Below are 25643 nucleotides of genomic sequence, written 5' to 3'. Positions count from 1 at the left end.
GGCGATCCGTCGACCTCACCAGCTCAGAACCACTTCAGCACGCACGAAGAACGAGTCGTTCTGGCGGTTGTCGGCATAGTAGTCGCCCGGCATCAGATACTCGGCGACCAGATGCCCAGAGACGTGCTGGCTGAACTTGCTCTTGAGCCAGGCTGTGAACAGATGTCCACGGAAGTCGCCGTCGCCGCTCAGATTGACCATCTGCGCGGCGGTGCGGGTGCTCTGCTCATCGGCCCAGAGCGCATGGTAGTCGACCAGGAGCTGGGTCGTCGGATGCACCTGAGCGATCCAGCCGACATTGAAGCGCTGGAGGTTGGTCGCCTCGCCCACGCGCGATTCCAGCGGCCACTGATAGATCATCAGCTCGCTCCACTGCGGCCAGCGGCCCCAGAGCGGATCGAACGCCTGATCGTCGGCGCTGTCCGGGTCGTCGCCTGACAGGTACTCGAAGTCGGCGTGGAGCTGATTCTTGAGCGAATCGTTGAAGCTGTAGGTCAGGCGACCGTTGAAGCCGAAGGCGCTCAGATCACGGTCGTTGCGCGTGCCCCATTCGTAGGCGGTCTCGGCGCGCACCGACCAGTTGGGCGTGAGCTTGGAATCGGCACGCAGACCAGCCGCATAGATGTCGCCCGAATCACTGCCTGAAGCGAAGGGGGCGCCATTGTTGATACGGATGTTGCGCGGCGTGAGATTCGGGTCGTTGTGCTTGTAGATGAAGTAGCCATCGAGATCCGTGCCCTCGATCAGCGACTTGTTGCGCCCATAGACGATGACGCCGGTCTCGTGCTGCTCGGTCTGATCCTCGACCTCGCCGTTGAGCGACTGCGGGAAGCGTCCGGTGTCGGCGCTCTGGTCGATGTAGATGAGATCGAGCGTGGTGCCGAGCGACTCCAGGCTGTAGGTGGCGCGGGCGGCATCGAGATAGATGCTGCGCGAGCCGTCGAGCGGCGTGCCTTCGAGCACCAGCCAGCCGTTGCCCAGGACGATGTCCTGGCGTCCGACCTTGAGCGAGAGCGGCGTGCCGCCGATCTGCTTGGCGCCGATCGTGAGCTGATCGAACAGGATGCCGCCGCTGTACCAGTTCTCGAAGCCGGCTACCGGCCAGTTGGAGCGGGCGGGATCCTGGTAGTGGCGCCCCTCCCACATGAGGCGCGCGCTCGCTTCCAACTGATCGCCGAACGTGTAGGAACCCCAGAGCCGTCCGCGATAGCGCTCGAAGGTGCGATCACCCGTGGCGCTGTCGGCGTCCAGTCCCACGTTGTCGATCCAGACCTGACGCAGACGCAGGTCCGCGCCCCATTTGAAGGGACCGCTGGTCTGTTCGGCCGAAACCGCCGAGCAGGCGAGTGTGGCGCCGAGTCCGGCGGCCAGAAGCTTGTTCTTCTTAGAATTCATCGTCCACCTTCTTTTCTTCGAGCGCCCACTGGCGGTCTTCGTCAGTGACTTCGTCGCGCGCGGCATTGCGGCGAATCAGGCCATAGAGAATGCTCAGGACGGCCAGGGCGATGATGCCCAGGTAGGCCGTGAGCACGAAGGGATCGTCGAGACCCAGCATGATGGTTTACCTCGTCTCGGGGAAGCAGCGGTCGAGATGCTCGGCCGCCGGCGGTCGGGTGAAGGCGCTGACCAGGATCAGGGTCAGGAGCGCGGCGGGCAGGGCGACCACGATCGGATCGACCGAGGGCCAGTTCGGGTAGTCGGCCAGGAGACTGGTCTTGCCGCCGGTGACGAGCTGTACCAGCCCGATGGCGCTCGCTTCCTTGGCCTTGACCAGCAGCAGCCAGAACAGCGACACCACCAGACCGACCGTCATCGAGGCCAGCGCCCCGGCCTTGGTGACGCGGCGCGAGAAGAGTCCGCCGATATAGGCCGGCAGGAACGCCGCCGCGCACAGCCCGAAGAAGATCGCCGTGAAGCGGGCGACGATGTATTCCTGACGAACGGTGTAGCTGATGGTCACGGCGATCAGCAGACCGACGACGATCGCCAGCCGCATGACCAGGAGACTCGGTTCACGCGGCTGCCCCTTGGTGCCGATGCGCTCATAGAGGTCGCGTCCGGCCGCCGTGCCGATGGTGTGGAACTGGCTCGACATGGTGCTCATGGCCGCCGCCAGCAGCGCCAGGAAGAAGATGGCGCCGAACCAGTGGGGCAGGGCGGTCGAGATGAAGGTCGGGATGATCGTGTCGGCGTCGCCCTTGACATAGGTCACGGCCGACGAGCGCCCGCCGACCAGCTCGAAGCGCGTGCCGCTCGCCTCTTCGGCCTCCTGGCGCTCGCTGACGATCAGGGCCGCCGTGGCCGGAGCCTGGGTCTTGGGGTTGATGATCGCCGTCCAGGCGCCGCTGTCGGTCTGTTGCATCAGCTCGACCAACGCCTGATTCTTCTCGGCGTCGAGTTCCTGGATGACCTTGCCGTTGAGGATGGGACCATTCTGGGCGAACCAGGCGTTCGACAGACTGCCGACCAGGAAGGGTGTGCCGGTCATCAGCATGATGAAGATCGCGCCGATCGGCACCGCCCGATCCAGCTCGCGCCGGCTGCGCACCGTCATGAAGCGCACCGCCAGTTGCGGCTGGGCCAGCACGCCGATGCCCACGCCCAGGATGATGGCCGTGACCACGATCCACCACAGATCATAGGTCGGCGCGCCCCAGCCGAAGGCCGGCATCTCGGTCCAGCCCTGATGGCCGATCTGGGCCAGAGGCGCAGGCACCATGGCCTCCATGTCGGTCAGATACTGGTGAGCCTCGGTCACGCCGCCCAGGCTCGAATAGGTGAAGACCAGGAGGAAGATCATGGCCAGCACCATGACGAAGCCCTGGAAGGTGTCGGTGTACATCACCGCCTTGATGCCGCCGGGGATGACGTAGGCGGCGGTGATGAGGGCGAAGATCAGGAGCGCGACCTCGAAGTCGATGCCGAACTGGGTCGCGGCGAAGACGCTGCCGCCGGTCATGACGGCCGCCGCGTAGAGCGGCATGAACAGAAAGATCAGGACGCCGGCAAAGATCTGGATGCCCCGGCTCTGATAGCGCTGACCCAGGAGTTCCGGGAAGGTGTGGGCGCCGAGATGGTGCCCGAGCCGGCGCGTCGGCTCGCCGAGCACGATGAAGGCGATCAGGATGCCGACGCCGATGTTGAGAAAGGTCAGCCACAGCAGACTCATGCCGAAGAGTCCGGCGACCCCGCCGAACCCGACGATGGCTGCCGTGGAGATGAAGGTGGCGCCATAGGAGACCGCCATGATGACCGGATGGGCCGAGCGCCCTCCGACCAGGAAGTCGGCCGCCGAGCGCGTGCCCCGGTAGCCGAGCCAGCCCAGATAGGCTGTGACTGAGAGGTAGGCGAGGATGACGATGATGTCGATCCAGCCCACCGATGCATGATCGGGCATGTTTCCCCCTGTTATTGGAATCTGTGGTATAGCTGCCACGTCCGACCGCGTCTGGCCAAATACGGTTCGAATCGCGGGAGGGGGAAAATAACCTGATTCAGGATGCGGTTGTATAGCCTCCAGCGCTGAAAAGACACTTTTTCTCCACTGAGCCGTTTCGGAACCCGGTCATTAAGACTGTTCTGGAGGCTCCAGACCGACGATGATCCATGAACGCCTCCAGTTATTCGCCAGACCGAACTCGATCCCGATCGACCGACACATGGCAGCCGCCACGGGCTGGAACAGGCGCCGGATGTGATCGGCCACGGGTGGAGATCCTGTGCCCGACCCTGCTTGCGCCCATCCCCGAGCGAACCGGGCTGAACGTCCGGGCGCAGGCCATCGCGCGTCTGCTGGCGCGAGCCGATCGCCGGCCCGGCCACGACGGCGATCCCATAGAGACCCTCCTGTGTGCCGCCGGACTCGACCGACCGGCTGACGGCGATATACCGACCGCCCCGATCGCCTTGCTGGGCGAGGGTGTCACGGTCGAACCGGGAACGATCTGGATGCATGCCGATCCGATCCATCTGCGTCCGGATCGCGAGCGTCTGCTGGTCTATGCGGGGGAGTCCGTCGCGCCGAACCCTGACGAGGCTGAGGCGCTGGTTGCGAGCTTCAATCGTCATTTCAGCGACGAGGGGCTGCGGCTCATCGCCCCGACCTCCGGGCGCTGGTATCTCAGGCTCGATCGGCCCATGCCCGGCTGGCGGACCTCACCCCTGTATCGAATCCAGGGCGGCTCGATGGCCGAACATCTGCCGCGCGGACCTGAGGCGCGCGATTGGATGCGTCTGCTCAACGAGATCCAGATGCTCTTCCATGCCGATCCGGTCAACCGGCGGCGCGAGGCAGCCGGTCGGCCGGTCGTCAGCGGGATCTGGATCTGGGGTGGGGGATCGCTGCCGAAGTCGGCGGAACTCGAGTCGGTGCCGGACGTGATGGTCGGCGATCATCCGCTGCTGTTGGGGCTGGCACGTCTGACCGAGCGTCCGCATCGCTCGCTGGCTGCCTGGCTGGACGGCCCGATGCCCGTCACCGGGCGTCAGCTCGTCTTCTGGGATCGCCACTGGCGCGCTTGGCTGGAGCGCGACCTGGAAGCTTGGGCACGCGCCATGATCGAACTGGATGCCGTGATCGAACGGCTTTGGCAGCCGTTGCGTGTCGGGCGTCTCGAAGCGATCCGGCTCGATCCCTGTGACGCCGAAAAGTTTACGCTCTCGACGAGCCAGACCTGGCGTTTCTGGCGCAGACCGGCGGCAATAGGCCGTGACTGAGCCTCGCCGAGAGTTCCGCGTGCGCTGCCCCCCATCCGTCGCCACCTTGCATCCAAGCATTCGACGCTTGAGATCGCGTATCGAGCCCCAACAAGGAACGCAGCCTTGGCCAATGCAGGTCCATAGCCTGCACCGATCGATACGATTTTTATAATCCATTTAATTCGACCACTTTTCCCGGGTTAATCTATGTCCGTCGGCCCTGCGGGGCCAACCCGATCATCCAACCGAACAGACGATTCATCACCCATCAGGAGAACCGAAGCATGTTCCAGGACCGTACCGGAAGCCGTATCCCCAGCGTCACCTTCCACACCCGCCGGGGTCATGAGTGGGTCGATGTGACCACAGACGAGATCTTCGCCGGCAAGACCGTGGTCGTCTTCTCGCTGCCGGGCGCCTTCACCCCGACCTGCTCGTCCTCGCATGTGCCGCGCTACAACCAGTTGGTTCCGGCTTTCAAGGAATTGGGCGTCGATTCCGTGGTGTGCGTGTCGGTCAACGACACCTTCGTCATGAACGAGTGGCAAAAGGCCCAGAACGCCGACAACCTGATCTTCGTCCCGGACGGCAATGGTGAGTTCACCGAGGGCATGGGGATGCTGGTCGACAAGGACGCCATCGGCTTCGGCAAGCGTTCCTGGCGCTACTCGATGCTGGTACGCGACGGCGTCGTCGAGAAGATGTTCATCGAGCCCGAGGTCGAAGGCGACCCCTACGAGGTCTCCAACGCCGACACCATGCTGGAGTATCTGGCGCCCAACAAGCCCAAGCCGCTCGATATCGCCGTGTTCAGCCGCGATGGGTGCCCCTTCTGCGTCCGCGCCAAGGAAGCGCTGCGTAACGCCGGACTCGACTTCGAGGAGCTGGTGCTCAACGAGGACTACACCGAGCAGGGTCTGCGCGCCGTCTCCAACGTCGCGACCGTGCCCCAGGTCTTCGTCAACGGCAAACTGATCGGCGGTTCGGACGCGGTCATCGCCTGGCTGCAATCGCGTTGAAATCACGCTGAATCCGCTCTGGCCTTAACCTAACAAGGCTTCGGGTGATCGCGAGCCGGCGGTCGCCCGAAGCCTTTTGCGTTCAGGCATCGGCTTTGAAAAACAGGAATTATGACTATGAGCCAGCATTTTGATCTGATCGCCATCGGCGGCGGTAGCGGCGGCCTAGCGGTCGCCGAGAAAGCGGCGCAGTTCGGCAAGCGCGTGGCCCTGATCGAGGGCGCCAAACTGGGCGGCACCTGTGTCAACGTCGGCTGTGTGCCCAAGAAGGTGATGTGGTATGCGGCCAATCTGGCGGCGGCGGTCGCGGATGCGCCCGACTATGGCGTCCGGGTGCAGTCACAGGGGTTCGACTGGGCCAAGCTGGTCGCGGGCCGCAATCGCTACATCGCCGACATCAACGGCTACTGGGACGGCTATGCCGAACGCCTGGGTCTCACCCGGATCGACGGCTTCGCGCGTTTCGTCGATGCGCGCACGGTCGCGGTCGGCGATCAGCACTACACCGCCGACCACATCGTCATCGCCACCGGCGGACGGCCGATCGTGCCGCGGATGCCGGGCGCCGAACTGGGCATCACCTCGGATGGATTCTTCGCGCTGGACGAACAGCCGAAGCGCGTCGCCATCATCGGCGGCGGCTATATCGGCGTGGAGCTGGCGGGTGTGCTGAGCGCGCTCGGCACCGAGATCACCATCGTGGCGCTGGAAGACCGGATGCTCGCGCTGTTCGATCCGCTCATCAGCGAGACCTTGGCCGAGAACATGAAGCTGCACGGCATCGACATGCACCTGCAATTCGAGGTCGCCGGGATCGAGCGCGATGAACAGGGGCTGGTGCTGGCCGCACGCGACGGTCAGCGTCTGACCGGCTTCGATCAGGTCATCTGGGCCGTCGGGCGCGCGCCCAACACGCGCGAGCTGAATCTGGAAGCGGCCGGGATCACGGTCGAGCGTAGCGGCGTCATCCCGACCGATGCGTATCAGAACACCACTGTCCCCGGCATCTATGCCATCGGCGACATCGCCGGACGCGAGCCGCTGACGCCGGTGGCGATCGCTGCCGGGCGGCGTCTGGCCGAGCGGCTGTTCAACGACAAGCCGGAACTCAAGCTCGACTATGAGAACGTGCCCACGGTGGTGTTCGCCCATCCGCCGATCGGCAAGGTCGGTCTGACCGAACCCGAGGCACGCGAGCGCTACGGCGACACGCTGACGATCTATGAGACCAGCTTCACTCCCATGCGCTACTCGCTCAACGCGCACGGCCCCAAGACCGCGATGAAGCTGGTCTGCGCCGGTGAGGACGAGAAGGTGGTCGGCATCCATCTGATCGGCGATGGCGTCGACGAGATGATGCAGGGCTTCGGCGTGGCGGTGAAGATGGGCGCGACCAAGGCCGATCTCGACAACACGGTCGCCATCCATCCGTGCAGTGCCGAGGAGCTGGTGACGCTGAAGGTGCCGGTGCGCCGTCCTGGGCAGTCCAAAACTTGACGCCCATGCAAGATTTCATACCCGGCCAGCGCTGGTTGAGTGAGACCCAGACCGAGTTGGGACTCGGTCTGGTCGAGGCCGTCGAGGGCCGTCATGTCAAGATCGCCTACCCGGCGACCGGCGAGACACGGCTCTACGCGCGGGACGAAGCCCCGCTGGCACGGCTGGTGGTCGGTCGCGGCGAACGTATCCGCGACCGGGCCGGGCGTGAGCTACGGGTTCTCGAGGCGCGGACCGAGCAGGGACTCATCATCTATCGCGGTGAAGACTCATCCGGGCTGATCCACGAGATGTCCGAGGCCGAGCTCGACGATCGTCTGAGTTTCAACCGTCCGGGACAGCGACTGCTCGCCGCACGGCTCGACAGCGATCACTGGTTCCGACTGCGTTACCGGACCTGGCTCCAGGGGATGCGCGCGTCCGGCTCGCCGACCCAGGGTCTGGTCGGCGCGCGCGTGGCGCTCATTCCGCATCAGCTGCATATCGCCGCCGAGGTCTCGCGGCGCGAGGCACCGCGCGTGCTGCTGGCCGACGAGGTGGGCCTGGGCAAGACCATCGAGGCCGGACTGATCCTGCACCGGATGCGACTCAACGGCGGGGCGCGGCGGGTGTTGATCCTCACCCCCGAGCCGCTGCTGCATCAATGGCTGGTCGAGATGCGCCGACGTTTCAATCTGGCGCCGGCGCTGTTCGATCAGGAGCGCTTCGAGTCGATCCGGGACGACAATCCCTTCCTGTCCGAACAGCGCGTGCTCTGCGGGCTGGAATGGCTGGTCGAGTCACCCTTAGCGGAGCGGGCGGTATTGGAAACCCCCTGGGATCTGCTGATCGTCGACGAGGCGCATCACCTGACCTGGAGCGAGACTGAGGCCAGTCCGGCTTATCGGCTGGTCGAGGCGCTGGCGAGCCGGATTCCCTCGGTACTGCTGCTGACGGCCACCCCCGAGCAACTGGGGCGTGCCGGTCATTTCGGGCGTCTGCGCCTGCTCGACCCGGCGCGCTTCCATGATCCGGCGGCGTTTCTGGGGGAAGAAGCGCGCTATGCACCCATCGCGGCACTGGCCGCCCGACTGCTCGACGCCGAATCGCTCGACGCCGCCGGCCGATCGCAGCTCGCCGCCCTGCTCGGCGACATCGAGGGACTGGATCGCGAAACGCTCATCGAGCGACTGATCGACCGTCATGGCACCGGGCGCGTGCTCTTTCGCAACACCCGCGCGACCATCCCCGGCTTTCCGCGCCGCGAGTTGATCGCTCACCCGTTGACTGAGCCAGACGCCTACCGCGCGCTTGCAGACCCGCTGGAGCGGCTGACACCCGAGTATGCGCACGGCCCCGGCTGGGAGGCGGTCGATCCGCGCATCGACTGGCTGATCGCGACCCTGCGCGACCTGCGTCCGGCCAAGGCGCTGCTGATCTGTGCCAAGGCGCGCACAGTGCTTGAACTGCGCGAAGCCCTGCGTCGGCGTGCCGGCCTCCATGCCGCCGTCTTCCACGAAGGCATGGAGATCGTCGAGCGCGACCGGGCAGCCGCCTATTTCGCGTCCGTCGAGGATGGCGCCCAGATCCTGCTGTGTTCAGAGATCGGCAGCGAGGGCCGCAATTTCCAGTTCGTCCATCACCTGATCCTGTTCGATCTGCCGCTGGAGCCGGATCTGCTCGAACAGCGCATCGGTCGGCTCGACCGCATCGGCCAGACCCAGACCATCCGTCTGCACGTACCCTATCTGCGCGGCGGACCGATGGAGATGCTGTTTCGCTGGTATGCCGAGGGGCTGGGCGCTTTCGAGCACCTGTGTCCAGCGGCGGCGGTCGTCCACGAACGTCTGGGCGAGCGGTTGAGACATGCCCTGGCCGATCCTGATCTGGTCGAGTCCTTGATCGCGGAGACTCGAACGCTCGCCACCCAGCTCAGCGGCGAACTGGCCGCCGGACGCGACCGGCTACTCGAACTGCACTCGCACCGGCTCACACGCGACGCGGCTCTGGTCGAGTCGATCGCGGCCATCGACGCCGAGCGCTCGGTCGTCGGTTATCTGACCGACTTCTGGGATGCCTTCGGCGTCGAGCACGAACCCGGCCCCGGCGGCTCGCTGGTGGTGCGTCCCGGACCGCAGATGCTCCATGAGAGCTTCCCGCGTCTGCCGGAGGATGGACTGACGGCGACCTTCGACCGCGCCCAGGCGCTCGCCCACGAGGACCGCGAGTTCCTGACCTGGGAGCATCCCATGACCCGCGAGGCGATGGAGCTGCTGACCGCCTCGGAGCTGGGCAGCGCGGCACTGATCCTGATCCGGGACGACGCTCGCTTCACGCGCGCGACACTGCTGCTGGAGATTCTCTATGTCGCTGAGTGTCCGGCGCCGCCTGAACTCCAGGTCGAGCATTTCCTGCCGCCGACACTGGTACGTCTACTGCTCGACGCAGAGGGGCGGGATCGCGCCGAGGAGATCGCGCACGAGAGTCTGCGCGGTGATTGTCTGGGCCACAATTCCAAACTCGCCCGCGCCCTGATCGCCTCACAGGCATCACGTCTGGCCGAACTGCTGGAGCGGGGCGAGGGGCTGGCGCACGGGGCGCTTGAGTCTTTGGAACAGGAGGCGCGGACGCGAATGCATCAGGCACTCGGCGACGAGTTGGAACGTCTGTCGGCGCTGGCGAAGGTCAACCCCACGGTGCGCCCCGACGAGATCGCGCGTCTGCGGCACAGGCGCGAGCGGCTCGACGCGCTGCTCAGCCGGACCGCGCTGCGGCTCGACGCGCTGCGGCTGGTCATCGCCCATTGAGTCGCGTCGAGTCGGATCGCACCTGAGAACATGGGCAGGCGGGTGACTGGACGAACCCGTCCGCCCGTGGCCGCTTCAACGATAGCTGTCGAGTTCTTCCAGCGTCAGTCGCCGTGCTTCGTCCTCCAGCATGATGGGGATGTCGTCACGGATGGGGTAGGCGAGCTGGGCCGACAGCGAGATGAGTTCCCCGCGCGCCTTGTCGAGGATCAGCGGACCCTTGGTGACCGGGCAGACGAGGATGTCGAGGAGTTTCTTGTCGAGCATGAGTTGATCGCTCCTTGGGCGAGACATAGCTTGTGGATACGGATCAAGTTTAACTGTTATCGTGCCCGTGGAGATACTGGACGAGCCTTGGTCTAAGCTGTGTCTGCTATAGGCTCTCGGGGCCGGGGCGATCTGTCCGGCGCCTGTGTTTTGCAGATCGGCACAAAACAAATATTGATTATGGGTAATCTGTATTCATCCCTGGGTTTGACGTAAAATGCAGAAGACATGGTGGTTTACTTGAGTCGCGACCCCCTTCTTCGTCAAACGTGACCTGTACCATCGCCCCATCCCGCAAGGGGCCGCATCCCCGCGGAAGATCACCAAAATACCACCCCGCTATCCACCGTTCGGCAGGAGGAGTCTCGACATGGTCGCTTTCGAACAATTACACGCTCAGAACCACAAGATCACTGAGCTCTCGAACGTCTTCCTCTATCTGGTCCGGGAGCGTTCCATGTGTGATACCGATGTCACCTGTAACGTCTTCTTCGATCTGACCAACCATGTACGCGAGCACATGGAGGTCGTCGACCGCGATCTCTGCGGCAAGCTCCTGTCCTATCCGGACCAGTCGGTCAAGAATACCGCCAACCGCTTCCTGTCCGGCTCGACCGAGATCAAGCGCATCTTCGGCGCCTATGTCAAACAATGGTGTTCGGAGAAACGCCACTCGCTGACGATCAGCGATCACGCCTCCTTCGTGCAGGATACCGAACAGATGTTCGCCCTGGTCATGGATCGCCTGCAGCGCGAGACCGAGTATCTCTATCCGCTGATCCGCAAGCTCGACGAGAAGGAACAGGCCGCGGCTTGAAGCGCTAGGCGTCGGCGCGGCTCAACCGTGCGATCCAGGCTTTCTGGCAGTCGTGCCGGCGCTGGGCTTCGAGCCGGGTGCGGATCTGCTCACGGGCCTGATCGAGATCGACCGTGCGCGCTGGCTCGATGCACTCACACCAGAGTAGGTGGAAGCCGACCTCGGACTCCAGCACGCCGCTGACCTGACCGGCGTCGAGCGCAAAGAGCGCTGCATCGAGTTCGGGATAGAGCCGTCCGCGTGGCAGGGCGCCGAGACGCCCGTCCTCCATCGCCGTCGGGCATTCGGAATGACGGCGCGCGAGTTGGCCGAAGGCCTGCGGATCTGCCTGGACTTCCTCGGCGATCGCGTCGATACGGGTACGCGCCGCCTCGCGGCTGTTCTCGGCATAATCGCTGTTGATGGTGATCAGGATATGGCGCGCCGTGCGTCGCTCCGGGATCTGAAAACGCTCGGCGTGCTCGGCATGGAACTGCCGCACCTCTTCCTCGCTGACGGCCTCGGCGCGCGCTCCGACCCGCGTCATCACGGCATCGAAGATCAGCTCACGACGCAATGCCCGGCGTAGCGTCGCCTCATCGAGTCCATGACGCGCCAGATCCTCCTGAAATTCGCCCGCATCCGGGTAACGTCGCTGCACCTCGGCCAGCGCCTCGTCGAGACGTCGCTCGGAAATCAGGGTGTCGCGCGCTTCTTCCGTCGCCAGCACCCGTGACTCGAGCGCCCAGGTCCGTTCGGCCAGACGCTCGACTTCGAGGCGTTGTGCCGTCTCCAGGGCATCCACGGCGGTCTGAAACCGCTCGGCGGCGGCACGCAGCCGATGGTAACGATACTCAGCCGGCGGGGTGGGGCGATGTTCGCTGACAGCCTGGTTCATCTCGGGATACTCGCTCATGCCTCGGATCACAGCGCTACGCCATCGGCCTCGGCCGACGCGCCGGCGGTTGGGGTCTCGGGTTCGGTCAGGGCGGTCTCGGGCACGATCAGGGTGTTGCGATCGGGGAAATGGACGTGATAGGCCACGCCGCCCGGATGGTCGCGTAGGACGCGGATCACCTCGCCGACCTCGCCGGCCTCGACCAGGACACGCCCCTGGAGTCCGAGCGGCAAGCGGGCGGCGACCTGATCGCGGAACTCGAAACGGCTCGGGATCCAGGGTTCGTCGGCGCGTTGGAGTTCCTCGGCCCGGCAACCGACGATGCGGTCGCTGTCGAGAAAATGCACCGAATAGATGAGCTGATCCTGTAGAAAGGTGCCGACATCGCGCACGAAGCCGGTGCTGCCGCGCCGGATCAGCAACGCGCCGGTCGGCTCGCCCGGATAGGTGCCGTCGTTGCGCACGTTGCGCAGCACCCGCACCTCGTCGCCATACTCATATTCAGGTCGCATGGGGGCGGCTCTCCATCAGGTCGTTGAGCGGGATGGCTACCCGGCGCGGCTCGTGCATCCGGAACACCCGGAAGACCTTCTCGGTACGCGCGTCCGAGGTGACGAAGTCCTGATAGGCCGCGCGCAGCCGGTCGGCATACAGCGCCCACTTGGCCTGGACCGAGTCCGGCATCTCGTCGACCTGATCGAGATAGTCGTGGAAGCGTTGCAGGATGTGCAGTCGATTGATCTGCACCACGGACGGCACGTAATCGATCCCGAAATACTCCAGGAAGTCCTCGGCGCTGGTCAGTTCGCTCAGGTCAAGTTCGAAGTCGTCGTCGGTCATGGAATCACCTCTGTCGTTGGGCGGTCACGGGCGTCGGCAGGCCGCCCGTCATTGCAGTCGCGCCGTTTGCGGATGGCCGATCTCGGCGAGGAAGCGGCGCAGGTCGCCGGTCTCGGGACTGCGCTTGGTCTCGGTGACGAAGCGGCGTACCAGCGGCAGCAGGCGCTCGGCCTGCTCCTGATCGAGTTCGAAGCACAGGCTCTCGGCATAGACGCGCTGTACGGCGTGTCGACCCGAGTGCTTGCCGAGCACCAGCCGATGGTTGAGTCCGAGTTCGGCCGGATCGACGCCCTGATAATTCAGCGGATCCTTGATCAGACCATCGACATGGATGCCGGCCTCGTGCGTGAAAGCCCCAGCGCCGACCAGACTCTTGTGCCAGGCGATCGGCTTGCCGGACGCTTGGGCGACCAGGGTCGAGAGGCTGGAAAAGCCTTTCAGGGTGACACCGCAGTCGAACCCGTGGACATGCTTGAGACCCATGACGACCTCTTCGAGCGCCGCGTTTCCGGCCCGCTCGCCGAGACCATGGACCGTGGTGTTGACATGGGTCGCACCGGCGCGAACCGCAGCGAGGGTGTTGGCGGTCGCCAGCCCGAGATCGTCGTGGGCATGCATCTCGATCTCCAGATCGACGCGGACGCGCAGCGCGCGCAAACGCTCGTAGAGACTGAAGGGATCCATGAGCCCGACCGTGTCGGCGAAGCGGAAGCGTCGCGCACCGGCCGCTTGGGCAGTCTCAGCCGCACGCCACAGGAATTCAGGATCGGCGCGCGAGGCATCCTCGCCGCCGACACAGACCTCCAGCCCCAGATCCAGGGCCAGACGGACCTTGCGCGCGATCTGGGCCAGCACCCAGTCCCGATCGCGCCCGAGCTTGCGCGCGATCTGCTGATCTGAGAGCGGAATGGAGAGATCGGCCAGCTGCACCCCGAGATCACGGCACTGCGCGATGTCGTCGACCAGCATCCGGGTCCAGACCATGAGCCGGGACGAGAGTCCAAGTGCGGCCACGGCGCGAATCGACTCGCGCTCCTCCTCGCCCATCGCCGGAATGCCGATCTCCAGCTCCGGGACGCCGAGCGCGTCGAGTCCCTGCGCGATGGCCAGCTTCTCGTCGAGTGAGAAGGCCACGCCCGCCGACTGCTCGCCGTCGCGCAGGGTGGTGTCGTTGATGATGACTGGATGATGGGGGTTCGACATGGCTCGCTCCGAAAGACCTCTGTCGAGGCTTTAAGCACAAAGCGAGCCATTTTTATTTATTGCATCGATTCAGAGGCTTATGGCTTTTGCCCCCGTCCAGCTCCTGTGTCATTCACGACAAAAGGGCGAGATTGCCTCAGCCGCGCCGTGCCCGCCGGATCACCTGTTTTTCCACAGCACGGTGGCGGGCAAGGCGGTGAGGCTTGGGTTAAGATGCTGGCGGCACTTGGTTGATTTCCATACACGCATTGGTTGAATCGAGGATCTGAACGAAAAACCGGCGGTCCTTGGGTATACTTGCGACCTCACATGACATCGTAAAAATTCCATCAAACATTAAGCATTCGAATGGACGCCAGCACCATCCGCCTGATTCTGATCGTCGTCGGAGCCATCCTGATCGTGGCCCTCTATCTGTGGGAGCGTCATCGCGAGCGTCGGGACGGCTATCACGACGACTACGAGGACGATTATCTGGTCGAGGAAGCGGGCGCGGACGAGCCCTATGGCGTGCGCACGCACCGGCGCGAGCCGGCACTCGATCTTCATGACGACGAAGGGCTGCCCGAGGAAGATGCCCCAGTGACCAAGCCGTCACGGCCCGCCAAGTCCTGGCCGCATTCGCGAACCAGTCTGGAGCCGGAGGTCCAGTTACAGGAAGAGCGTGTGCGCGAGCCGATACCCGAGGACTCTGTGGATTCCGAGGAATCCAAGCCGCTCAAGACGCCCAAGACTCCAAAAAAACAAGATCCTCCTCCACCGGCGCCTAAGTCACCGAAACGCCGTGAGGTCTCGGTGCCGAATCCGCTGCTGATCCAGTTGAGCGTCAGCGCGCGCCGTTATCCGTTCAAGGGGCCGGAGATCCTGGATGTGGCCGCCGGTTGCGGACTCTATCCGGGCGAGATGGACATCTTCCACTGTCTCGACGAGTTCGAGGACGAGATCCGGGTCTATTTCAGCATGGCCAACATGGTCAAGCCGGGACGCTTTCCCTTCGACGACATGGATGAGTTCTCGACTCCGGGGCTGGTGCTCTTCGCTCAGTTGGAGGGTGATCCCGAGGACATGACCATCCTCGACGAGATGGTGGCCACGGCGCGTAAGTTGGCCATGTCGCTCAATGGGGACGTACTCGACGGAACGCGCCGGCCGCTGACGGTCAAGAAAGAGGAGGAGATGCGTCAGGCCGTGCTCGAGAACGAACTGCGCTGGAAACGGACCCCGCGCCGGTGACGTCCTCGGATATCGCCCGGCGCATCGAGGCGCTGCGCGCCGAGATCCGCCATCACAATCATCGCTATTACTTACTCGACGATCCGGAGATCCCGGACGCCGAGTACGATCGCCTCTTCGCCGAACTCCAGCGGCTGGAAGCCGAACACCCCGAGCTGATCACGCCTGACTCACCCACCCAGCGCGTCGGCGCCGAGCCGCGTCCGGAGCTGGGCGAGGTTCGGCACGCTGTCCCCATGATCTCGCTCGACAATGCGATGAACGATGAGCGGCTGGTCGAGTTCCATCGTCGTCTCACAGTCGCCCTGCCTGAACTCGATCCCATGCTCTATACCGCCGAGCCCAAGTTCGACGGGCTGGCGATCAATCTGCGCTATGAGTCCGGCGTGCTGGTGCTGGCCGCGACCCGTGGCGACGGCACGCGCGGCGAGGACGTGACCCACAACGCGCGCACCATACCGAACGTGCCGTTGCGGCTCCTGGGGGACGGCTGGCCCGAGGTGCTGGAGGTGCGTGGCGAGGTCTATATGCCGCGCGCCGGATTCGACCGGCTCAACGCGCGTCTGGAGGAGCGCGGCGAGCGTCCATTCGCCAATCCGCGCAATGCCGCCGCCGGCAGTCTGCGTCAGCTCGACCCGCGCGTCACCGCCCGGCGTCCGTTGCGTTTCTGCGCCTACGGCTGGGGCGAGCTCGCGGGCCAGACGGGCGAGAGCCAGTTCGAGATGCTCCAGCGTCTGGCGGGCTGGGGGCTGCCGATCTCGCCCGAGCTGCGGCGGGTGGCGGGACTCGACGGCTGTCGCGACTATTTCGAGGCGCTGGGACGTCGGCGCGCGACGCTCGACTACGACATCGACGGCGTGGTCTTCAAGCTCGACCGGCTGCCGGCGCAGATCGCGCTCGGGGCCACGGCGCATCATCCGCGCTGGGCCATTGCGCGCAAGTTTCCGGCCCAGGAGGCGCTGACCGAGGTCGAGGCGGTCGAGTTCCAGGTCGGGCGCACGGGAGCCGTGACGCCGGTGGCGCGGTTGCGTCCGGTGCAGGTCGGCGGCGTGACCGTCTCCAAGGCCACGCTGCACAATCTCGACGAGGTGCGGCGCAAGGACGTGCGTATCGGCGACAGCGTTTACATCCGCCGTGCGGGTGATGTGATTCCCGAGATCGTGCGGGTGCTCGTCGAGCGGCGTCCGGACGGGGCGCGGCTGGTCGAGTTGCCGACCCAGTGTCCGGTCTGCGGTTCGGACGTGATCCGGCCGGAGGGCGAGGCGGTCGCGCGCTGTAGCGGCGGGCTCTGGTGTCCGGCCCAGCGCAAGGAGGCGATCCGGCATTTCGCCGCGCGCCGGGCGCTGGACATCGAGGGACTGGGCGAGAAGCTCATCGAGCAACTCGTCGATCTGGAGTGGGTGCGCGAGCCGGCTGATCTCTATGGTCTGACCGCCGATCGGTTGGCCCTGTTGGAGCGCATGGGCGAGAAGTCGGCGGCCAATCTGATCGCGGCGCTGGAGCACAGCAAACGCACGACCCTGGCCCGCTTCGTCTTCGCGCTTGGGATTCGCGAGGTCGGCGAGACGACGGCGCAGTTGCTGGCGGAACATTTGGGCGGGATCGAGGCGCTGATGGCGGCGAGCGTCAAGGATCTGGTCGCAATCAAGGGGATCGGGCCGGTGGTGGCGGCGCACATCGTCGGCTTCATGGCCCAGGCGCACAATCGTGAGGCGATCGCGCATCTGCTGGCGGCGGGGATTCACTGGCCCGAGGTCGAGCGATCCGATTCGACGTCTGTCGAGCCGAGCGCGGCGCCCCTAACCGGCAAGACCGTCGTCATCACCGGCACGCTGAGTCGTCCGCGTGAGGAATTTGCGGCACGGCTGCAGGAGCTCGGTGCGAAGGTGACGGGTAGTGTTTCCAAGAAGACCGATTATCTGCTGGCGGGCGCGGAGGCCGGCTCGAAGCTCACCAAGGCCGAGGCTCTGGGCGTGGCCGTGATCGACGAGGCCGGACTTGAATCCTTGATCGCGCGGTTCCAGACGCCACTTGGGGAGGACGGCCGTTCAGACACACCACAACCGGGGACACTCGATGACTGATCTCTCGAAGGAACAACACATCATGATCGCCATGCGCAAGACGCTGACGGCGATCGTCAAGGATGTCACGCCGCCGCCGGGGATGCGTCATCCGCTTTCGGACGCGACCATCCAGCAGGTGCGCCAGTGTCTGGGTCTGATCGCCGAGCGCGAGCAGGAGCTGGCCGTGGAGCAGGGGCGCGGCGGCGAGCGGCCCTACTACAGCGACGAGCGGCAGGACGTGCAGCTCGTGGCGTTCGATACGCTCAAGCGTCGGCCCAATTGAACCTGTCCGCCCTCGCATGTATCCGCCCGATCCGCATCGATATTCGGAAGATCAGTTCGGCACAGATCGACGAGGCGATTCGTCGGGCCAAGAAGCGCAATCATCCGCCGTGCAGGGATTGGCCAAGAAGCCTTGGGCAAACGACTGTCTATCCATTGGTCGAGAACATCCTCGCCGCGCGGGACAAGCCGGAAGCCTGACGGTTTTCGCTTTCCGGATTGCCGTCCGGCCTGGATGAGTTCGTCCGCCGAACCCATCCAGGCTGTCGATCGTCGACCTCAGTCCTTCTTGGCGTCCTCGCCTTCGGCCTTCAGACGCACGACGTCCTCGTTGAGATCCACCATAGCGTTGTTACGCATGTCGGCGAGCTTCTCGCCGAGCTTCTGGCGCTTGACGAGCGCGGTCAGCTGCGGCTTGGCGTCCTCGAAGGACGGCGGCTCGGCCTTGCGGGTCTCCTGAAGCTCGATGATGTGCCAGCCGAACTGGGTCTGGACCGGCTCCTTGGTGTAGGAACCCGGCTCCAGCTTGGTCACGGCCTCGGCGAAGGGCGCCACCATCTGCGACGGGTCGAACCAGCCCAGATCGCCGCCATCCTTGCCGGTCGGACCCTCGGAGTGCTTCTTGGCCAGATCCTCGAACTTGGAACCCTTGTCCAGCTGCTTGATCAGCTTCTTGGCCTCGTCCTCGCTCTTGAGCAGGATGTGACGGGCCTTGTATTCGGTGCGGCTGGCCTGCTCCTTGATCCGGTCATAGGCTTCCTTCAGTTCCTTCTCGCTCGGCTCGATCTCGTCAGCCATCGCCGAGAGCGCGGCGTTCGACATCACCTTCATGCGCTCGAGTTCCAGCGCCGCGACCACGTTGCGCTCGCCTTCGAGTTTGCGGCGGTCGCCTTCCTGCGAGGCGACGATCAGGTTCATGAACTCGTCGAAGAGCTGCTGCTGCACCGCCGGGTCATTGTTGGTCGGGCGTCCCTGGAGGCGCTCCATGAAGAAGACGCGGAACACATCGAGCCGATAGGGGGTGCCGTTGACGGTGGCGATCAGGGTCTCGGGCGAGTCGGTGTCCTTCTTGTCCTCGGCAATGGCGCCGCCGGTGGCGAGCAGGGTGCACAGCAAGAGCGCAAGGGGTGTTTTCTTCATGAGTAAAGATTCCATCGATTGAACAGAATGGAGTGGTGAAAAACGGCTGATCCAGCCAGATTCGGCTTGCGCGCGAACCTGGACGCGAAGACTCAGGGAAAGACCTGCTTGAACGGCTTGACGCTGACGGTGCTGTAGACGCCCGCCGCGCGATAGGGGTCGTCCGCCGCCCAGGCTTCGGCCGCCGCCAGATCGGGGAACTCGGCGACGATCAGCGAGCCGTTGAACCCGGCCTCGCCGGGGTCCGGGCTGTCGATGGCCGGATGCGGACCGGCGAGGATCAGCCGGCCCTCGTCGCGCAGGGCTTCGAGTCGGGCCAGATGCGCCGGTCGTGCCTGCTGGCGCGCCGACAGGCTGTTGGGATGATCGACAGCGATGATGGCATAGAGCACGTCAATCCGTCTCCAGGGCTTGGGTTTCGGGGTCTTCTTTGATATGGCGCGATAGATAGAGCGACTGCGCGATCACGAACGCGATCGTCAGCCCCATCATACCGAAGAGCTTGAAGTCGACCCAAGTCGACTCGCGCGCCTGGGCCTGGGTGCAGAGATCCAGTACCGACCCGGTATAGAGCGTCGCACAGGCCGAAAGATCCACGCCGGTCTCGCCGGTCGCCGCCAGCAGCGCCTGATGCGCCTCGTAGAAGCCGCTGCCGACATAGACCACGAACAGATTGGCCAGCCCGAGAAAGACGAAGAATCCGCTCCAGAACGCATTGAGCCGCGTCCAGATCGGCTTGGGCAGTTCGATGGCCTGCCCCATCATGCGCTCGATCAGGGTGCGTTCGCCGATCCAGTGACTGCCGATGAAGACGGCGGCGAACAGCCAGTTGACCAGGGTCGGCTTCCACATCACGAAGATGGGATCGTGGAGCGCGATGGTCAGGCCGCCGAAGACGACCAGCAGCCCGAGCGTGGCCAGCGGCATCTTCTCGACCCGACGATGACGCGCCCAGAGCCAGGCGACCTGGATCGCCGTCGCACCGATGGCCACGGCCGTCGCCCAGTAGATACCGGCGAACTTGTAGGCGATGAAGAAGAGCAGGATCGGAAGGAAGTCGATGAAGAGTTTCATGAAGGCCCGTGGCTTGAAAAAGATCGCGCGAGCATACGGCCTGGAGGCGTTCGCGGTAAAGCCGTGCGCCTCGAAAGCGCGCCAAGCGCCTCCCTTGTCGCCCGCTTGGGCTTGATATAGTGTCGCGCGGGTCGCGTCCGGCGTGGATCGGATGCGAACGGCTCGGTTTTCGACGGTCTTCCTTCAACTCGACGCATTTTACGGGGGCACGACGGCAGTGGAACAGATAACCGCGTGGATCAACGTCTTGAACGGCTGGGTCTGGGGGCCGCCGATGTTGGTCCTGATCCTGGGTGTGGGTTTCTTTCTGATGCTGGGACTGCGCTTGATGCCGCTCATCAAGCTCGGCTTCGGTTTTCGTATGCTCTGGCGCGGGCGCGTCAGCCAGGGCAATGGCGACATTCCGCCTTATCACGCGCTCATGACGGTGCTCTCGGCGACCGTCGGCACGGGTAACATCGCGGGCGTGGCCACGGCTATCTTCCTTGGCGGACCGGGCGCGCTGTTCTGGATGTGGTGCACCGCCCTGGTCGGCATGGCGACCAAGTACGCCGAGGCGGTGCTGGCGCTGCACTATCGCGAGGTCGACGGCAAGGGCAGCCATCTCGGCGGCCCCATGTACTACATCAAGCTGGGGTTGGGCAAGAAATGGCTGTGGATGGCCACGGCCTTCGCCGTCTTCGGTGTGCTGGCGGGCTTTGGAATCGGCAACACGGTCCAGGCCAACTCGGTGGCTCACGCGACCCAGGACGCCTTCGGCGTGCCCTTCTGGGTCACGGGTGTGGTGATGGCGGTGTTCGCCGGTCTGGTGCTGCTCGGCGGCATCAAGCGCATCGGCGATGTCTCGGCGGCGCTGGTGCCACTGATGGCCGTCATCTATGTCATCGGTGGTCTGGTGGTGCTGGCGCTCAACAGCGATCAGATCATGCCGGCGCTGGAGCTGGTATTCACACAGGCGTTCAATCCGACGGCGGCGACCGGCGGCTTCGCGGGCGCCACGGTCGCGGCGGCGATCCAATATGGCGTGGCCCGTGGCGTGTTCTCCAACGAAGCGGGTCTCGGCAGCGCCCCGATCGCGCATGCGGCCGCGCAATCGAACGACCCGGTCGCCCAGGGCGCGGTGGCCATGACCGGCACCTTCATCGACACCCTGGTCATCTGCACCATCACGGGCCTGGTGATCGTGACCACGGGCGTCTGGGACTCGGGTGCAACCGGAGCGGCGCTCTCCACGCAGGCGTTCGAGACGGCACTCCCCGGTGTCGGTTCCTACGTCGTCGCCATCGGGCTGATGCTCTTTGCCTACACGACCACGCTCGGCTGGAGCGTCTACAGCGAGCGCTGCGCCCAGTATCTGCTCGGCGACCGGGCCATTCTGCCGTTCCGGGTGCTCTGGGTGCTGGCGCTGCCGATCGGGGCCATCGCGCAACTGGACTTCATCTGGCTGGTGGCCGACACGCTCAACGCGCTCATGGCCCTGCCGAATCTGGTCGCGCTGTTGCTGCTCAGTCCGATCGTCTTCCGGCTGACGCGCGACTATTTCGTGCGTCCGCGTCTGGAATCGGCCCCCGAGGAGGCCTGAGATCGACTAGGCTTTGAACCGTGGCCAAGGCGCATCATGGACGCGGTTCAAGATGTTCAGCTTCGCTTACGACGGCTCGATCAACGGCGACTGGGTCAGTCACTATGCCGTGCAACTGGCGGGCGCCCATCCCGACCGGACACTGAGGCTCGTTCATGTCCGGGACGGCGGGGTCGAGCGCGCGCGACTGGCCGAGAAGCTCGATCGTCTGCGGCTGGAATGTGAGTCTCAGGGCGTGCGGCTCGAAACACGCCTGCTGGAACCCAAATCCAGTGGGCGTTTCGAGACACTGCGCCCGGCATTGAGCGAAGGCCCCGAGCACTTCCTGATCTGCGGCACCCCGCCGCTCGACCAGCGTCGGGGCGGTCTGCGCGGCACGCTCGCCGAGCGGCTGCTGCGTGAACTCTATTGCAACGTCCTCGCCGTGCGCGTCGTACAGCCGGGTCTTCTCGGCTCGCCGCGCCGGCTGCTAGCGCCGATCGACGAGCAACCCGAAGGCTTTCGTTCCGCCCTGCCGTTTCTGCGACTGTTCGGTCCGCAACTCACCCATCTGCATCTGGTGCTGATCGCGCGCGTCGGGCGCGGGCGTCTGCATCGGCTCTCGCACGAGCACGGCGAACGCTTGCGCGTGCCGGGTCTGGCCTATTGCGCGCGGGTCGAGCGCGAGATCGCCGAGCGGCTCGGGCTGGGCGCCCGCGTCATGGATGCGCAGGTGCTGGTCTCGGATCGCGTCGATCACGAGATCCTGATCGCGGCCAATCGCACCAAATCGCGTCTGATCTACATGGGCGTCTCCGAGCGCGGACGCGCCGAGCGTCTCCGGCATGGCGATCCGGTCGAGCAGGTGTTGCGCGAGTCGACCTGTGACGTCGCCGTCTATCGGGGGATCGGCGGATGACCACACCGCTCCAGATCCATGAAGTCCCGGCATCGGCCGTCTTCACCCTGCTGCGCGGGCGTTTGGATGGACTCAGGCCCGCCGAGGTCGAGTCACGCCGGCGCGAGATCGGTCCCAACCGGCTGCGTCCGCCCTCGCGCTGGCGCTGGGCGCGACTGCTGGCCAAGCACGCCTTCAACTTCTTCAGCCTGCTGCTGGATCTGGCGGCGGGCGTCTGTTTCGTCGCCGACGCCATCCAGCCGGGCGAGGGCATGGGTCTGCTCGGCTTGGCGCTGCTCGGGGTCTCGGTGCTCAATGTCCTCTTCGCCTTCGCTCAGGAGATGCGTGCTGAGCAGGCGATGGAGGCGCTGAAGCGTTTCCTGCCGCAACAGGTGCGGGTGCGGCGCGACGGTGTCGAATGTCAGGTCTTGGCCGAGGAACTGGTGCCGGGCGACGTGCTGCTGGTCGGGGAGGGCGATCGCATCGCCGCCGACGCGCGTCTGGTCGAGAGCGAGGATCTGCTGGTCAACAATGCCCCGCTGACCGGCGAGTCGCGCTCGCAGGCACTGCGGACCACCGCGGCCAAAGGGCGTCTGATCGAGAGTCCGAACATCCTGTTCGCCGGCTGCGGGGTGCTGCGCGGGCGGGGCACGGCCGTGGTCTTCGCCACCGGACATCGCACCGAGCTGGGCAAGATCGCCGCCCTCTCGCGCGATGTGCGCCGCGCGCCCTCGCCGCTGCAACGCGAGACCGGGCGCATGGTGCGGGTGCTGACCCTGATCGCGGTCGTCATGGGCCTGATCTTCTTCGCCTATGGCGTGGCGAGCGGGCGCTCGCTGTGGATCAACATCGTCTTCATGCTCGGCATCATCGTCGCCAACGTGCCCGAGGGACTGCTGCCGACCTTCACCCTGGCGCTGTCGATGGCCGGTCTGCGTCTGGCGCACAAACAGGTGCTGGTCAAGAACCTGGAAGCCGTCGAGTCGCTGGGTGCGGTCCATGTGATCTGTACCGACAAGACCGGGACTTTGACGCTCAACCGGCTGGCGATCTCGGATCTGGTCGATCCGGTGAGCGGGGAATCGATGGACGCCCCGGATGGACGACGCGGTCTGCTCGAAGCGGCGCTGATCGCCTCCGAACTCCGTCCGGCGACGGGGGCGGGAGCGGGAAGATCGCGCTGGTCGGGCGATCCGCTGGACGTGGCGCTCGCCGAGTACCACGCTGAGCAGGTCGGTCCGCCGGATCGTCTACTGGCCGAGACGCTCAGGCACTTCCCCTTCGATCTGGCACGGCGGCGCGAGGCCGGGGTCTTCGCCGAGGGCGATGAAATCCTGTTCGCGATCAAGGGCGCCTGGGAGTCGCTGCGTCCGCTGATCGGCCAGATCCAGGCCGGCGCGGGTCAAACCTACATCGCCGACGAGCGGACGCTGGCCGTCTGTGACGCCGCCGTGCATCGACTCTCGTCCCAGGGTCGGCGCGTCATCGCGGTGGCCGCGCGCCGGCTCGAACGTCTGCCCGATCCCAAGGCCCCGGAGGAATCGCTCGAACGCGGTCTGGTGCTGCGCGGTCTGATCGCGCTCGACGATCCGATTCGGCCCGAGGCGCCGCCGGCCGTGAGCCGATGCCAGGGCGCCGGCATCCAGGTCGTGCTCATCACCGGCGACCATCCCGACACCGCCGAAGCCGTGGCACGCGCCTGCGGCATCCTGCGCCCGGATGAGTCCGCCGAGCGGCGCATTCTGCATGGCGAGGAACTGGAACGTCTGCGCGAACACCAGCTCGTCGAGCGTCTGCGCGAGGGCGTGGCCGTGTTCGCCCGCACCACGCCCGAGCAGAAGATGAAGATCGTGCTCGCGCTCAAGCGTCTGGGTCTGGTGGTGGCCATGACCGGCGATGGGGTCAACGACAGCCCGGCGCTCAAGGCCGCCGATGTCGGCATCGCCATGGGCGCGAGCGGGACGGATGTCGCGCGCGAGGCCGCCGACATCGTACTGCTCGACGACAACTTCGCCTCGATCACGGCCGGGGTCGAGGAGGGGCGGGCGGTGTTCGCCAACATGCGCCGCTTCACCACCTATGTGCTCGCCAGCAACGTCCCCGAGATCGCTCCCTTCCTGCTCTATATCCTGCTGCCGGTGCCATTGGCACTGACCGTGATCCAGATCCTCTCGATCGACCTCGGAACCGATCTGCTGCCGGCCATCGGCCTGGGCCGGGAGCCGCCTGAGCGCGACCTCATGCACCAGCCACCGCGCCGCCGTGACGAGCGACTGCTGTCATGGCCGCTGATGCGCACCGCCTATCTGTTCCTGGGGCTGATCCAGGCCGCCTTCTCGCTGGCGCTCTTCTTCCTGGTGCTCGATCTGGGCGGCTGGACCTGGGGCCAGGAGCTGGCCGAGACCGCGCCGCTCTATCAGTCGGCGACCGGCATCACCCTGGCCGCGATCATGCTGATGCAGGTCGGCAACGTCATCGCGCGCCGTTCCGAACATGGCAGCGGACTCGACCGGGGACTGTTCGCCAATCGCCTGATCCTGCTTGGCATCGCGGTCGAGATCCTGTTGTCCTGGGCCGTGCTCTATGCCGAGCCGGTCCGCGCCGTGCTGAACACCGGCCCGGTCGAACCCTGGATCTATGGACTGGCCTGGCTGGGTCTTCCGCTCGTATTCGGCTTGGACGGACTGCGCAAACATCTGGCCGGATCGTGCCTTCGAGCGCTCTGACTCAACCACCGGCCAGTTCGAGACGTTTGTAGACATGCTCGAACACGGCCAGAGCGCCCGCGATCACCCGATCCGGAACCAGTACCTGTTGTGCGGCGAGCGCATTGAGTCCAGTCGTGAAGCCCTTCCAGGCGACCGAAGTATGGCGACTGTGGAAGTCGAGGAAGCGCGCCGCCCCCAGGGGTTCACCGATGAGACGCCGCAGATGACGGGCGATGGTCCGGCCGCCGAGTGTGGCGCCCTCCAGCACATAGAGTCCGCCGACCGTAGCACTGAGATCGTCGAGAAGCACCGGACCCGGCGCGAACGCCAGGGTAGCCGGGTTGAACGCCAGACTCTGCTCCTCCATATCGGCCAGCAGGGCCGGCAATTTGGGGACGATGCCGAGCCGATCGCGGGTCGTGTCGTCGAGCCGTGCGTAGAGCGCCTGTTCCAGCGGGGCATGGATGGTCACGATGGCGCGCAGATAGCGCCGATAGTCGTCGAGTGTCGCCGTCTCCGAGGTTAGACGCAACATCAGGGGAAGCTGCTCGATCTCGGCATGGACGCCGGCCGTGGCCCGGCGCAGGACGCTGGCCAGATCGATTTCGATGCGTGGTCTGGAACAGGGTTCGGGAGACGACATGGATGTGTCCATTATGGTTTAAGATCACGTCAAT

At 65.2% G+C, this 25643-nt stretch carries 24 protein-coding genes; 12 read left to right on the top strand and 12 right to left on the bottom strand.

Annotated features, from left to right (window positions below):
* Window positions 1-15: 15 nt before the first annotated feature.
* From HW932_RS17270 to HW932_RS17260, 3 genes are read right to left on the bottom strand one after another with little or no spacing between them, the layout of a single operon-like run.
* Window positions 16-1395: an alginate export family protein gene (locus tag HW932_RS17270; RefSeq protein ID WP_176977730.1), complete on the bottom strand. Its 1380-nt coding sequence runs from the start codon at window positions 1393-1395 to the stop codon at window positions 16-18.
* Window positions 1385-1555, bottom strand: a complete 171-nt coding sequence (locus tag HW932_RS17265; protein WP_012969808.1) for a symporter small accessory protein — start codon at window positions 1553-1555, stop codon at window positions 1385-1387. Before HW932_RS17265 ends, HW932_RS17270 begins: the two co-directional genes overlap by 11 nt.
* A 6-nt stretch (window positions 1556-1561) precedes the next feature.
* Window positions 1562-3397, bottom strand: coding sequence for a sodium:solute symporter family protein (locus HW932_RS17260; RefSeq protein WP_176977729.1), 1836 nt, complete (start codon window positions 3395-3397; stop codon window positions 1562-1564).
* Between the two features lie 311 nt (window positions 3398-3708).
* On the opposite strand from HW932_RS17260, the gene HW932_RS17255 reads away from it, so the two are divergent.
* The 4 genes from HW932_RS17255 to rapA all read left to right on the top strand — a co-directional run bounded on the left by HW932_RS17255 (window position 3709) and on the right by rapA (window position 10000).
* Window positions 3709-4716, top strand: a complete 1008-nt coding sequence (locus HW932_RS17255; RefSeq protein ID WP_176977728.1) for a phosphoglycerate mutase — start codon at window positions 3709-3711, stop codon at window positions 4714-4716.
* Window positions 4717-4982: 266 nt separating this feature from the next.
* Window positions 4983-5717 carry a glutathione peroxidase gene (locus HW932_RS17250; protein WP_176977727.1) on the top strand — a complete coding sequence of 245 codons (735 nt, stop codon included), beginning with the start codon at window positions 4983-4985 and terminating at the stop codon, window positions 5715-5717.
* Between the two features lie 117 nt (window positions 5718-5834).
* Window positions 5835-7214, top strand: a complete 1380-nt coding sequence (gorA, locus tag HW932_RS17245) for a glutathione-disulfide reductase (protein ID WP_176977726.1) — start codon at window positions 5835-5837, stop codon at window positions 7212-7214.
* Window positions 7215-7219: 5 nt separating this feature from the next.
* Window positions 7220-10000, top strand: a complete 2781-nt coding sequence (gene rapA, locus HW932_RS17240; protein WP_176977725.1) for an RNA polymerase-associated protein RapA — start codon at window positions 7220-7222, stop codon at window positions 9998-10000.
* 75 nt (window positions 10001-10075) lie between these two features.
* On the opposite strand, the gene HW932_RS17235 is transcribed toward rapA, so the two are convergent.
* Entirely contained in the window at window positions 10076-10267 is a 192-nt protein-coding gene (locus tag HW932_RS17235; protein ID WP_176977724.1) for a Trm112 family protein, read from the bottom strand.
* Window positions 10268-10637: 370 nt separating this feature from the next.
* Here HW932_RS17235 and HW932_RS17230 point away from each other — a divergent pair, with 370 nt between their 5' ends.
* Window positions 10638-11084, top strand: a complete 447-nt coding sequence (locus tag HW932_RS17230) for a hypothetical protein (RefSeq protein WP_176977723.1) — start codon at window positions 10638-10640, stop codon at window positions 11082-11084.
* 4 nt (window positions 11085-11088) lie between these two features.
* Here the strand turns inward: HW932_RS17230 and nifM are convergent, their stop codons facing one another.
* From nifM to nifV, 4 genes are read right to left on the bottom strand one after another with little or no spacing between them, the layout of a single operon-like run.
* Window positions 11089-11979 (bottom strand): nitrogen fixation protein NifM, encoded by an 891-nt coding sequence (gene nifM / locus HW932_RS17225; RefSeq protein ID WP_246296891.1) that lies wholly within the window; start codon window positions 11977-11979, stop codon window positions 11089-11091.
* Window positions 11980-11987: 8 nt separating this feature from the next.
* Window positions 11988-12473: a nitrogen fixation protein NifZ gene (locus HW932_RS17220; protein ID WP_176977722.1), complete on the bottom strand. Its 486-nt coding sequence runs from the start codon at window positions 12471-12473 to the stop codon at window positions 11988-11990.
* Window positions 12463-12801 carry a nitrogenase-stabilizing/protective protein NifW gene (gene nifW, locus HW932_RS17215; protein WP_222932427.1) on the bottom strand — a complete coding sequence of 113 codons (339 nt, stop codon included), beginning with the start codon at window positions 12799-12801 and terminating at the stop codon, window positions 12463-12465. Before nifW ends, HW932_RS17220 begins: the two co-directional genes overlap by 11 nt.
* Window positions 12802-12849: 48 nt before the next feature.
* Complete coding sequence (nifV, locus tag HW932_RS17210; RefSeq protein ID WP_176977721.1) at window positions 12850-14004, bottom strand: homocitrate synthase; 1155 nt, start codon at window positions 14002-14004, stop codon at window positions 12850-12852.
* A 348-nt stretch (window positions 14005-14352) separates the two neighbouring features.
* Between nifV and zipA the strand changes: the two genes are divergently transcribed.
* Genes zipA through HW932_RS17190 form a run of 4 tightly spaced genes read left to right on the top strand, consistent with a single transcriptional unit; the run spans window position 14353 to window position 17786 of the window.
* Window positions 14353-15237, top strand: coding sequence for a cell division protein ZipA (gene zipA / locus HW932_RS17205; protein WP_176977720.1), 885 nt, complete (start codon window positions 14353-14355; stop codon window positions 15235-15237).
* A complete protein-coding gene (ligA, locus tag HW932_RS17200) occupies window positions 15234-17321 on the top strand; it encodes an NAD-dependent DNA ligase LigA (protein ID WP_176977719.1) in 2088 nt (695 codons plus the stop codon). The genes zipA and ligA overlap by 4 nt, the downstream gene beginning before the upstream one ends.
* Window positions 17314-17586, top strand: coding sequence for a segregation and condensation protein A (locus tag HW932_RS17195; RefSeq protein WP_176977718.1), 273 nt, complete (start codon window positions 17314-17316; stop codon window positions 17584-17586). Before ligA ends, HW932_RS17195 begins: the two co-directional genes overlap by 8 nt.
* The gene (locus tag HW932_RS17190) at window positions 17583-17786 is read left to right on the top strand and encodes a hypothetical protein (RefSeq protein ID WP_176977717.1); all 204 of its coding nucleotides are present in this window, start codon (window positions 17583-17585) and stop codon (window positions 17784-17786) included. Before HW932_RS17195 ends, HW932_RS17190 begins: the two co-directional genes overlap by 4 nt.
* Window positions 17787-17864: 78 nt before the next feature.
* Here the strand turns inward: HW932_RS17190 and HW932_RS17185 are convergent, their stop codons facing one another.
* The 3 genes from HW932_RS17185 to HW932_RS17175 form a co-directional block, all read right to left on the bottom strand.
* Window positions 17865-18725 (bottom strand): peptidylprolyl isomerase, encoded by an 861-nt coding sequence (locus HW932_RS17185; RefSeq protein ID WP_176977716.1) that lies wholly within the window; start codon window positions 18723-18725, stop codon window positions 17865-17867.
* A gap of 92 nt (window positions 18726-18817) precedes the next feature.
* Complete coding sequence (locus HW932_RS17180; RefSeq protein ID WP_176977715.1) at window positions 18818-19117, bottom strand: YciI family protein; 300 nt, start codon at window positions 19115-19117, stop codon at window positions 18818-18820.
* 1 nt (window position 19118) lies between these two features.
* The gene (locus tag HW932_RS17175; protein ID WP_176977714.1) at window positions 19119-19799 is read right to left on the bottom strand and encodes a septation protein A; all 681 of its coding nucleotides are present in this window, start codon (window positions 19797-19799) and stop codon (window positions 19119-19121) included.
* Between the two features lie 217 nt (window positions 19800-20016).
* Here HW932_RS17175 and HW932_RS17170 point away from each other — a divergent pair, with 217 nt between their 5' ends.
* From HW932_RS17170 to HW932_RS17160, 3 genes are read left to right on the top strand one after another with little or no spacing between them, the layout of a single operon-like run.
* On the top strand, window positions 20017-21381 hold the full coding sequence (locus HW932_RS17170) for an amino acid carrier protein (protein ID WP_176977713.1): 1365 nt from the start codon (window positions 20017-20019) through the stop codon (window positions 21379-21381).
* Window positions 21382-21433: 52 nt separating this feature from the next.
* A complete protein-coding gene (locus tag HW932_RS17165) occupies window positions 21434-22279 on the top strand; it encodes a universal stress protein (RefSeq protein ID WP_176977712.1) in 846 nt (281 codons plus the stop codon).
* Window positions 22276-24984 carry a cation-translocating P-type ATPase gene (locus HW932_RS17160; protein WP_176977711.1) on the top strand — a complete coding sequence of 903 codons (2709 nt, stop codon included), beginning with the start codon at window positions 22276-22278 and terminating at the stop codon, window positions 24982-24984. Before HW932_RS17165 ends, HW932_RS17160 begins: the two co-directional genes overlap by 4 nt.
* Before the next feature lies 1 nt (window position 24985).
* Here HW932_RS17160 and HW932_RS17155 read toward each other — a convergent pair whose 3' ends face one another.
* Window positions 24986-25609 (bottom strand): biliverdin-producing heme oxygenase, encoded by a 624-nt coding sequence (locus HW932_RS17155; RefSeq protein ID WP_176977710.1) that lies wholly within the window; start codon window positions 25607-25609, stop codon window positions 24986-24988.
* Between the last annotated feature and the right edge of the window lie 34 nt (window positions 25610-25643).

It is taken from the genome of Allochromatium humboldtianum (assembly GCF_013385175.1).
Taxonomy (GTDB): Bacteria; Pseudomonadota; Gammaproteobacteria; order Chromatiales; family Chromatiaceae; genus Thermochromatium; species Thermochromatium humboldtianum.
The sequence above is the reverse complement of the archived record's forward strand: the minus strand, read 5'-3'. Positions and strand labels throughout refer to the sequence as shown.

What these genes read in the sequence shown, in the direction of transcription:
- HW932_RS17270 (WP_176977730.1), bottom strand. Translation starts at nt 1,395, where the DNA reads ATGAATTCTAAGAAGAACAAGCTTCTGGCCGCCGGACTCGGCGCCACA.
- HW932_RS17265 (WP_012969808.1), bottom strand. Translation starts at nt 1,555, where the DNA reads ATGCTGGGTCTCGACGATCCCTTCGTGCTCACGGCCTACCTGGGCATC.
- HW932_RS17260 (WP_176977729.1), bottom strand. Translation starts at nt 3,397, where the DNA reads ATGCCCGATCATGCATCGGTGGGCTGGATCGACATCATCGTCATCCTC.
- HW932_RS17250 (WP_176977727.1), top strand. Translation starts at nt 4,983, where the DNA reads ATGTTCCAGGACCGTACCGGAAGCCGTATCCCCAGCGTCACCTTCCAC.
- gorA (WP_176977726.1), top strand. Translation starts at nt 5,835, where the DNA reads ATGAGCCAGCATTTTGATCTGATCGCCATCGGCGGCGGTAGCGGCGGC.
- rapA (WP_176977725.1), top strand. Translation starts at nt 7,220, where the DNA reads ATGCAAGATTTCATACCCGGCCAGCGCTGGTTGAGTGAGACCCAGACC.
- HW932_RS17235 (WP_176977724.1), bottom strand. Translation starts at nt 10,267, where the DNA reads ATGCTCGACAAGAAACTCCTCGACATCCTCGTCTGCCCGGTCACCAAG.
- HW932_RS17230 (WP_176977723.1), top strand. Translation starts at nt 10,638, where the DNA reads ATGGTCGCTTTCGAACAATTACACGCTCAGAACCACAAGATCACTGAG.
- nifM (WP_246296891.1), bottom strand. Translation starts at nt 11,979, where the DNA reads ATGAGCGAGTATCCCGAGATGAACCAGGCTGTCAGCGAACATCGCCCC.
- HW932_RS17220 (WP_176977722.1), bottom strand. Translation starts at nt 12,473, where the DNA reads ATGCGACCTGAATATGAGTATGGCGACGAGGTGCGGGTGCTGCGCAAC.
- nifW (WP_222932427.1), bottom strand. Translation starts at nt 12,801, where the DNA reads ATGACCGACGACGACTTCGAACTTGACCTGAGCGAACTGACCAGCGCC.
- nifV (WP_176977721.1), bottom strand. Translation starts at nt 14,004, where the DNA reads ATGTCGAACCCCCATCATCCAGTCATCATCAACGACACCACCCTGCGC.
- zipA (WP_176977720.1), top strand. Translation starts at nt 14,353, where the DNA reads ATGGACGCCAGCACCATCCGCCTGATTCTGATCGTCGTCGGAGCCATC.
- HW932_RS17195 (WP_176977718.1), top strand. Translation starts at nt 17,314, where the DNA reads ATGACTGATCTCTCGAAGGAACAACACATCATGATCGCCATGCGCAAG.
- HW932_RS17185 (WP_176977716.1), bottom strand. Translation starts at nt 18,725, where the DNA reads ATGAAGAAAACACCCCTTGCGCTCTTGCTGTGCACCCTGCTCGCCACC.
- HW932_RS17175 (WP_176977714.1), bottom strand. Translation starts at nt 19,799, where the DNA reads ATGAAACTCTTCATCGACTTCCTTCCGATCCTGCTCTTCTTCATCGCC.
- HW932_RS17165 (WP_176977712.1), top strand. Translation starts at nt 21,434, where the DNA reads ATGTTCAGCTTCGCTTACGACGGCTCGATCAACGGCGACTGGGTCAGT.
- HW932_RS17160 (WP_176977711.1), top strand. Translation starts at nt 22,276, where the DNA reads ATGACCACACCGCTCCAGATCCATGAAGTCCCGGCATCGGCCGTCTTC.
- HW932_RS17155 (WP_176977710.1), bottom strand. Translation starts at nt 25,609, where the DNA reads ATGTCGTCTCCCGAACCCTGTTCCAGACCACGCATCGAAATCGATCTG.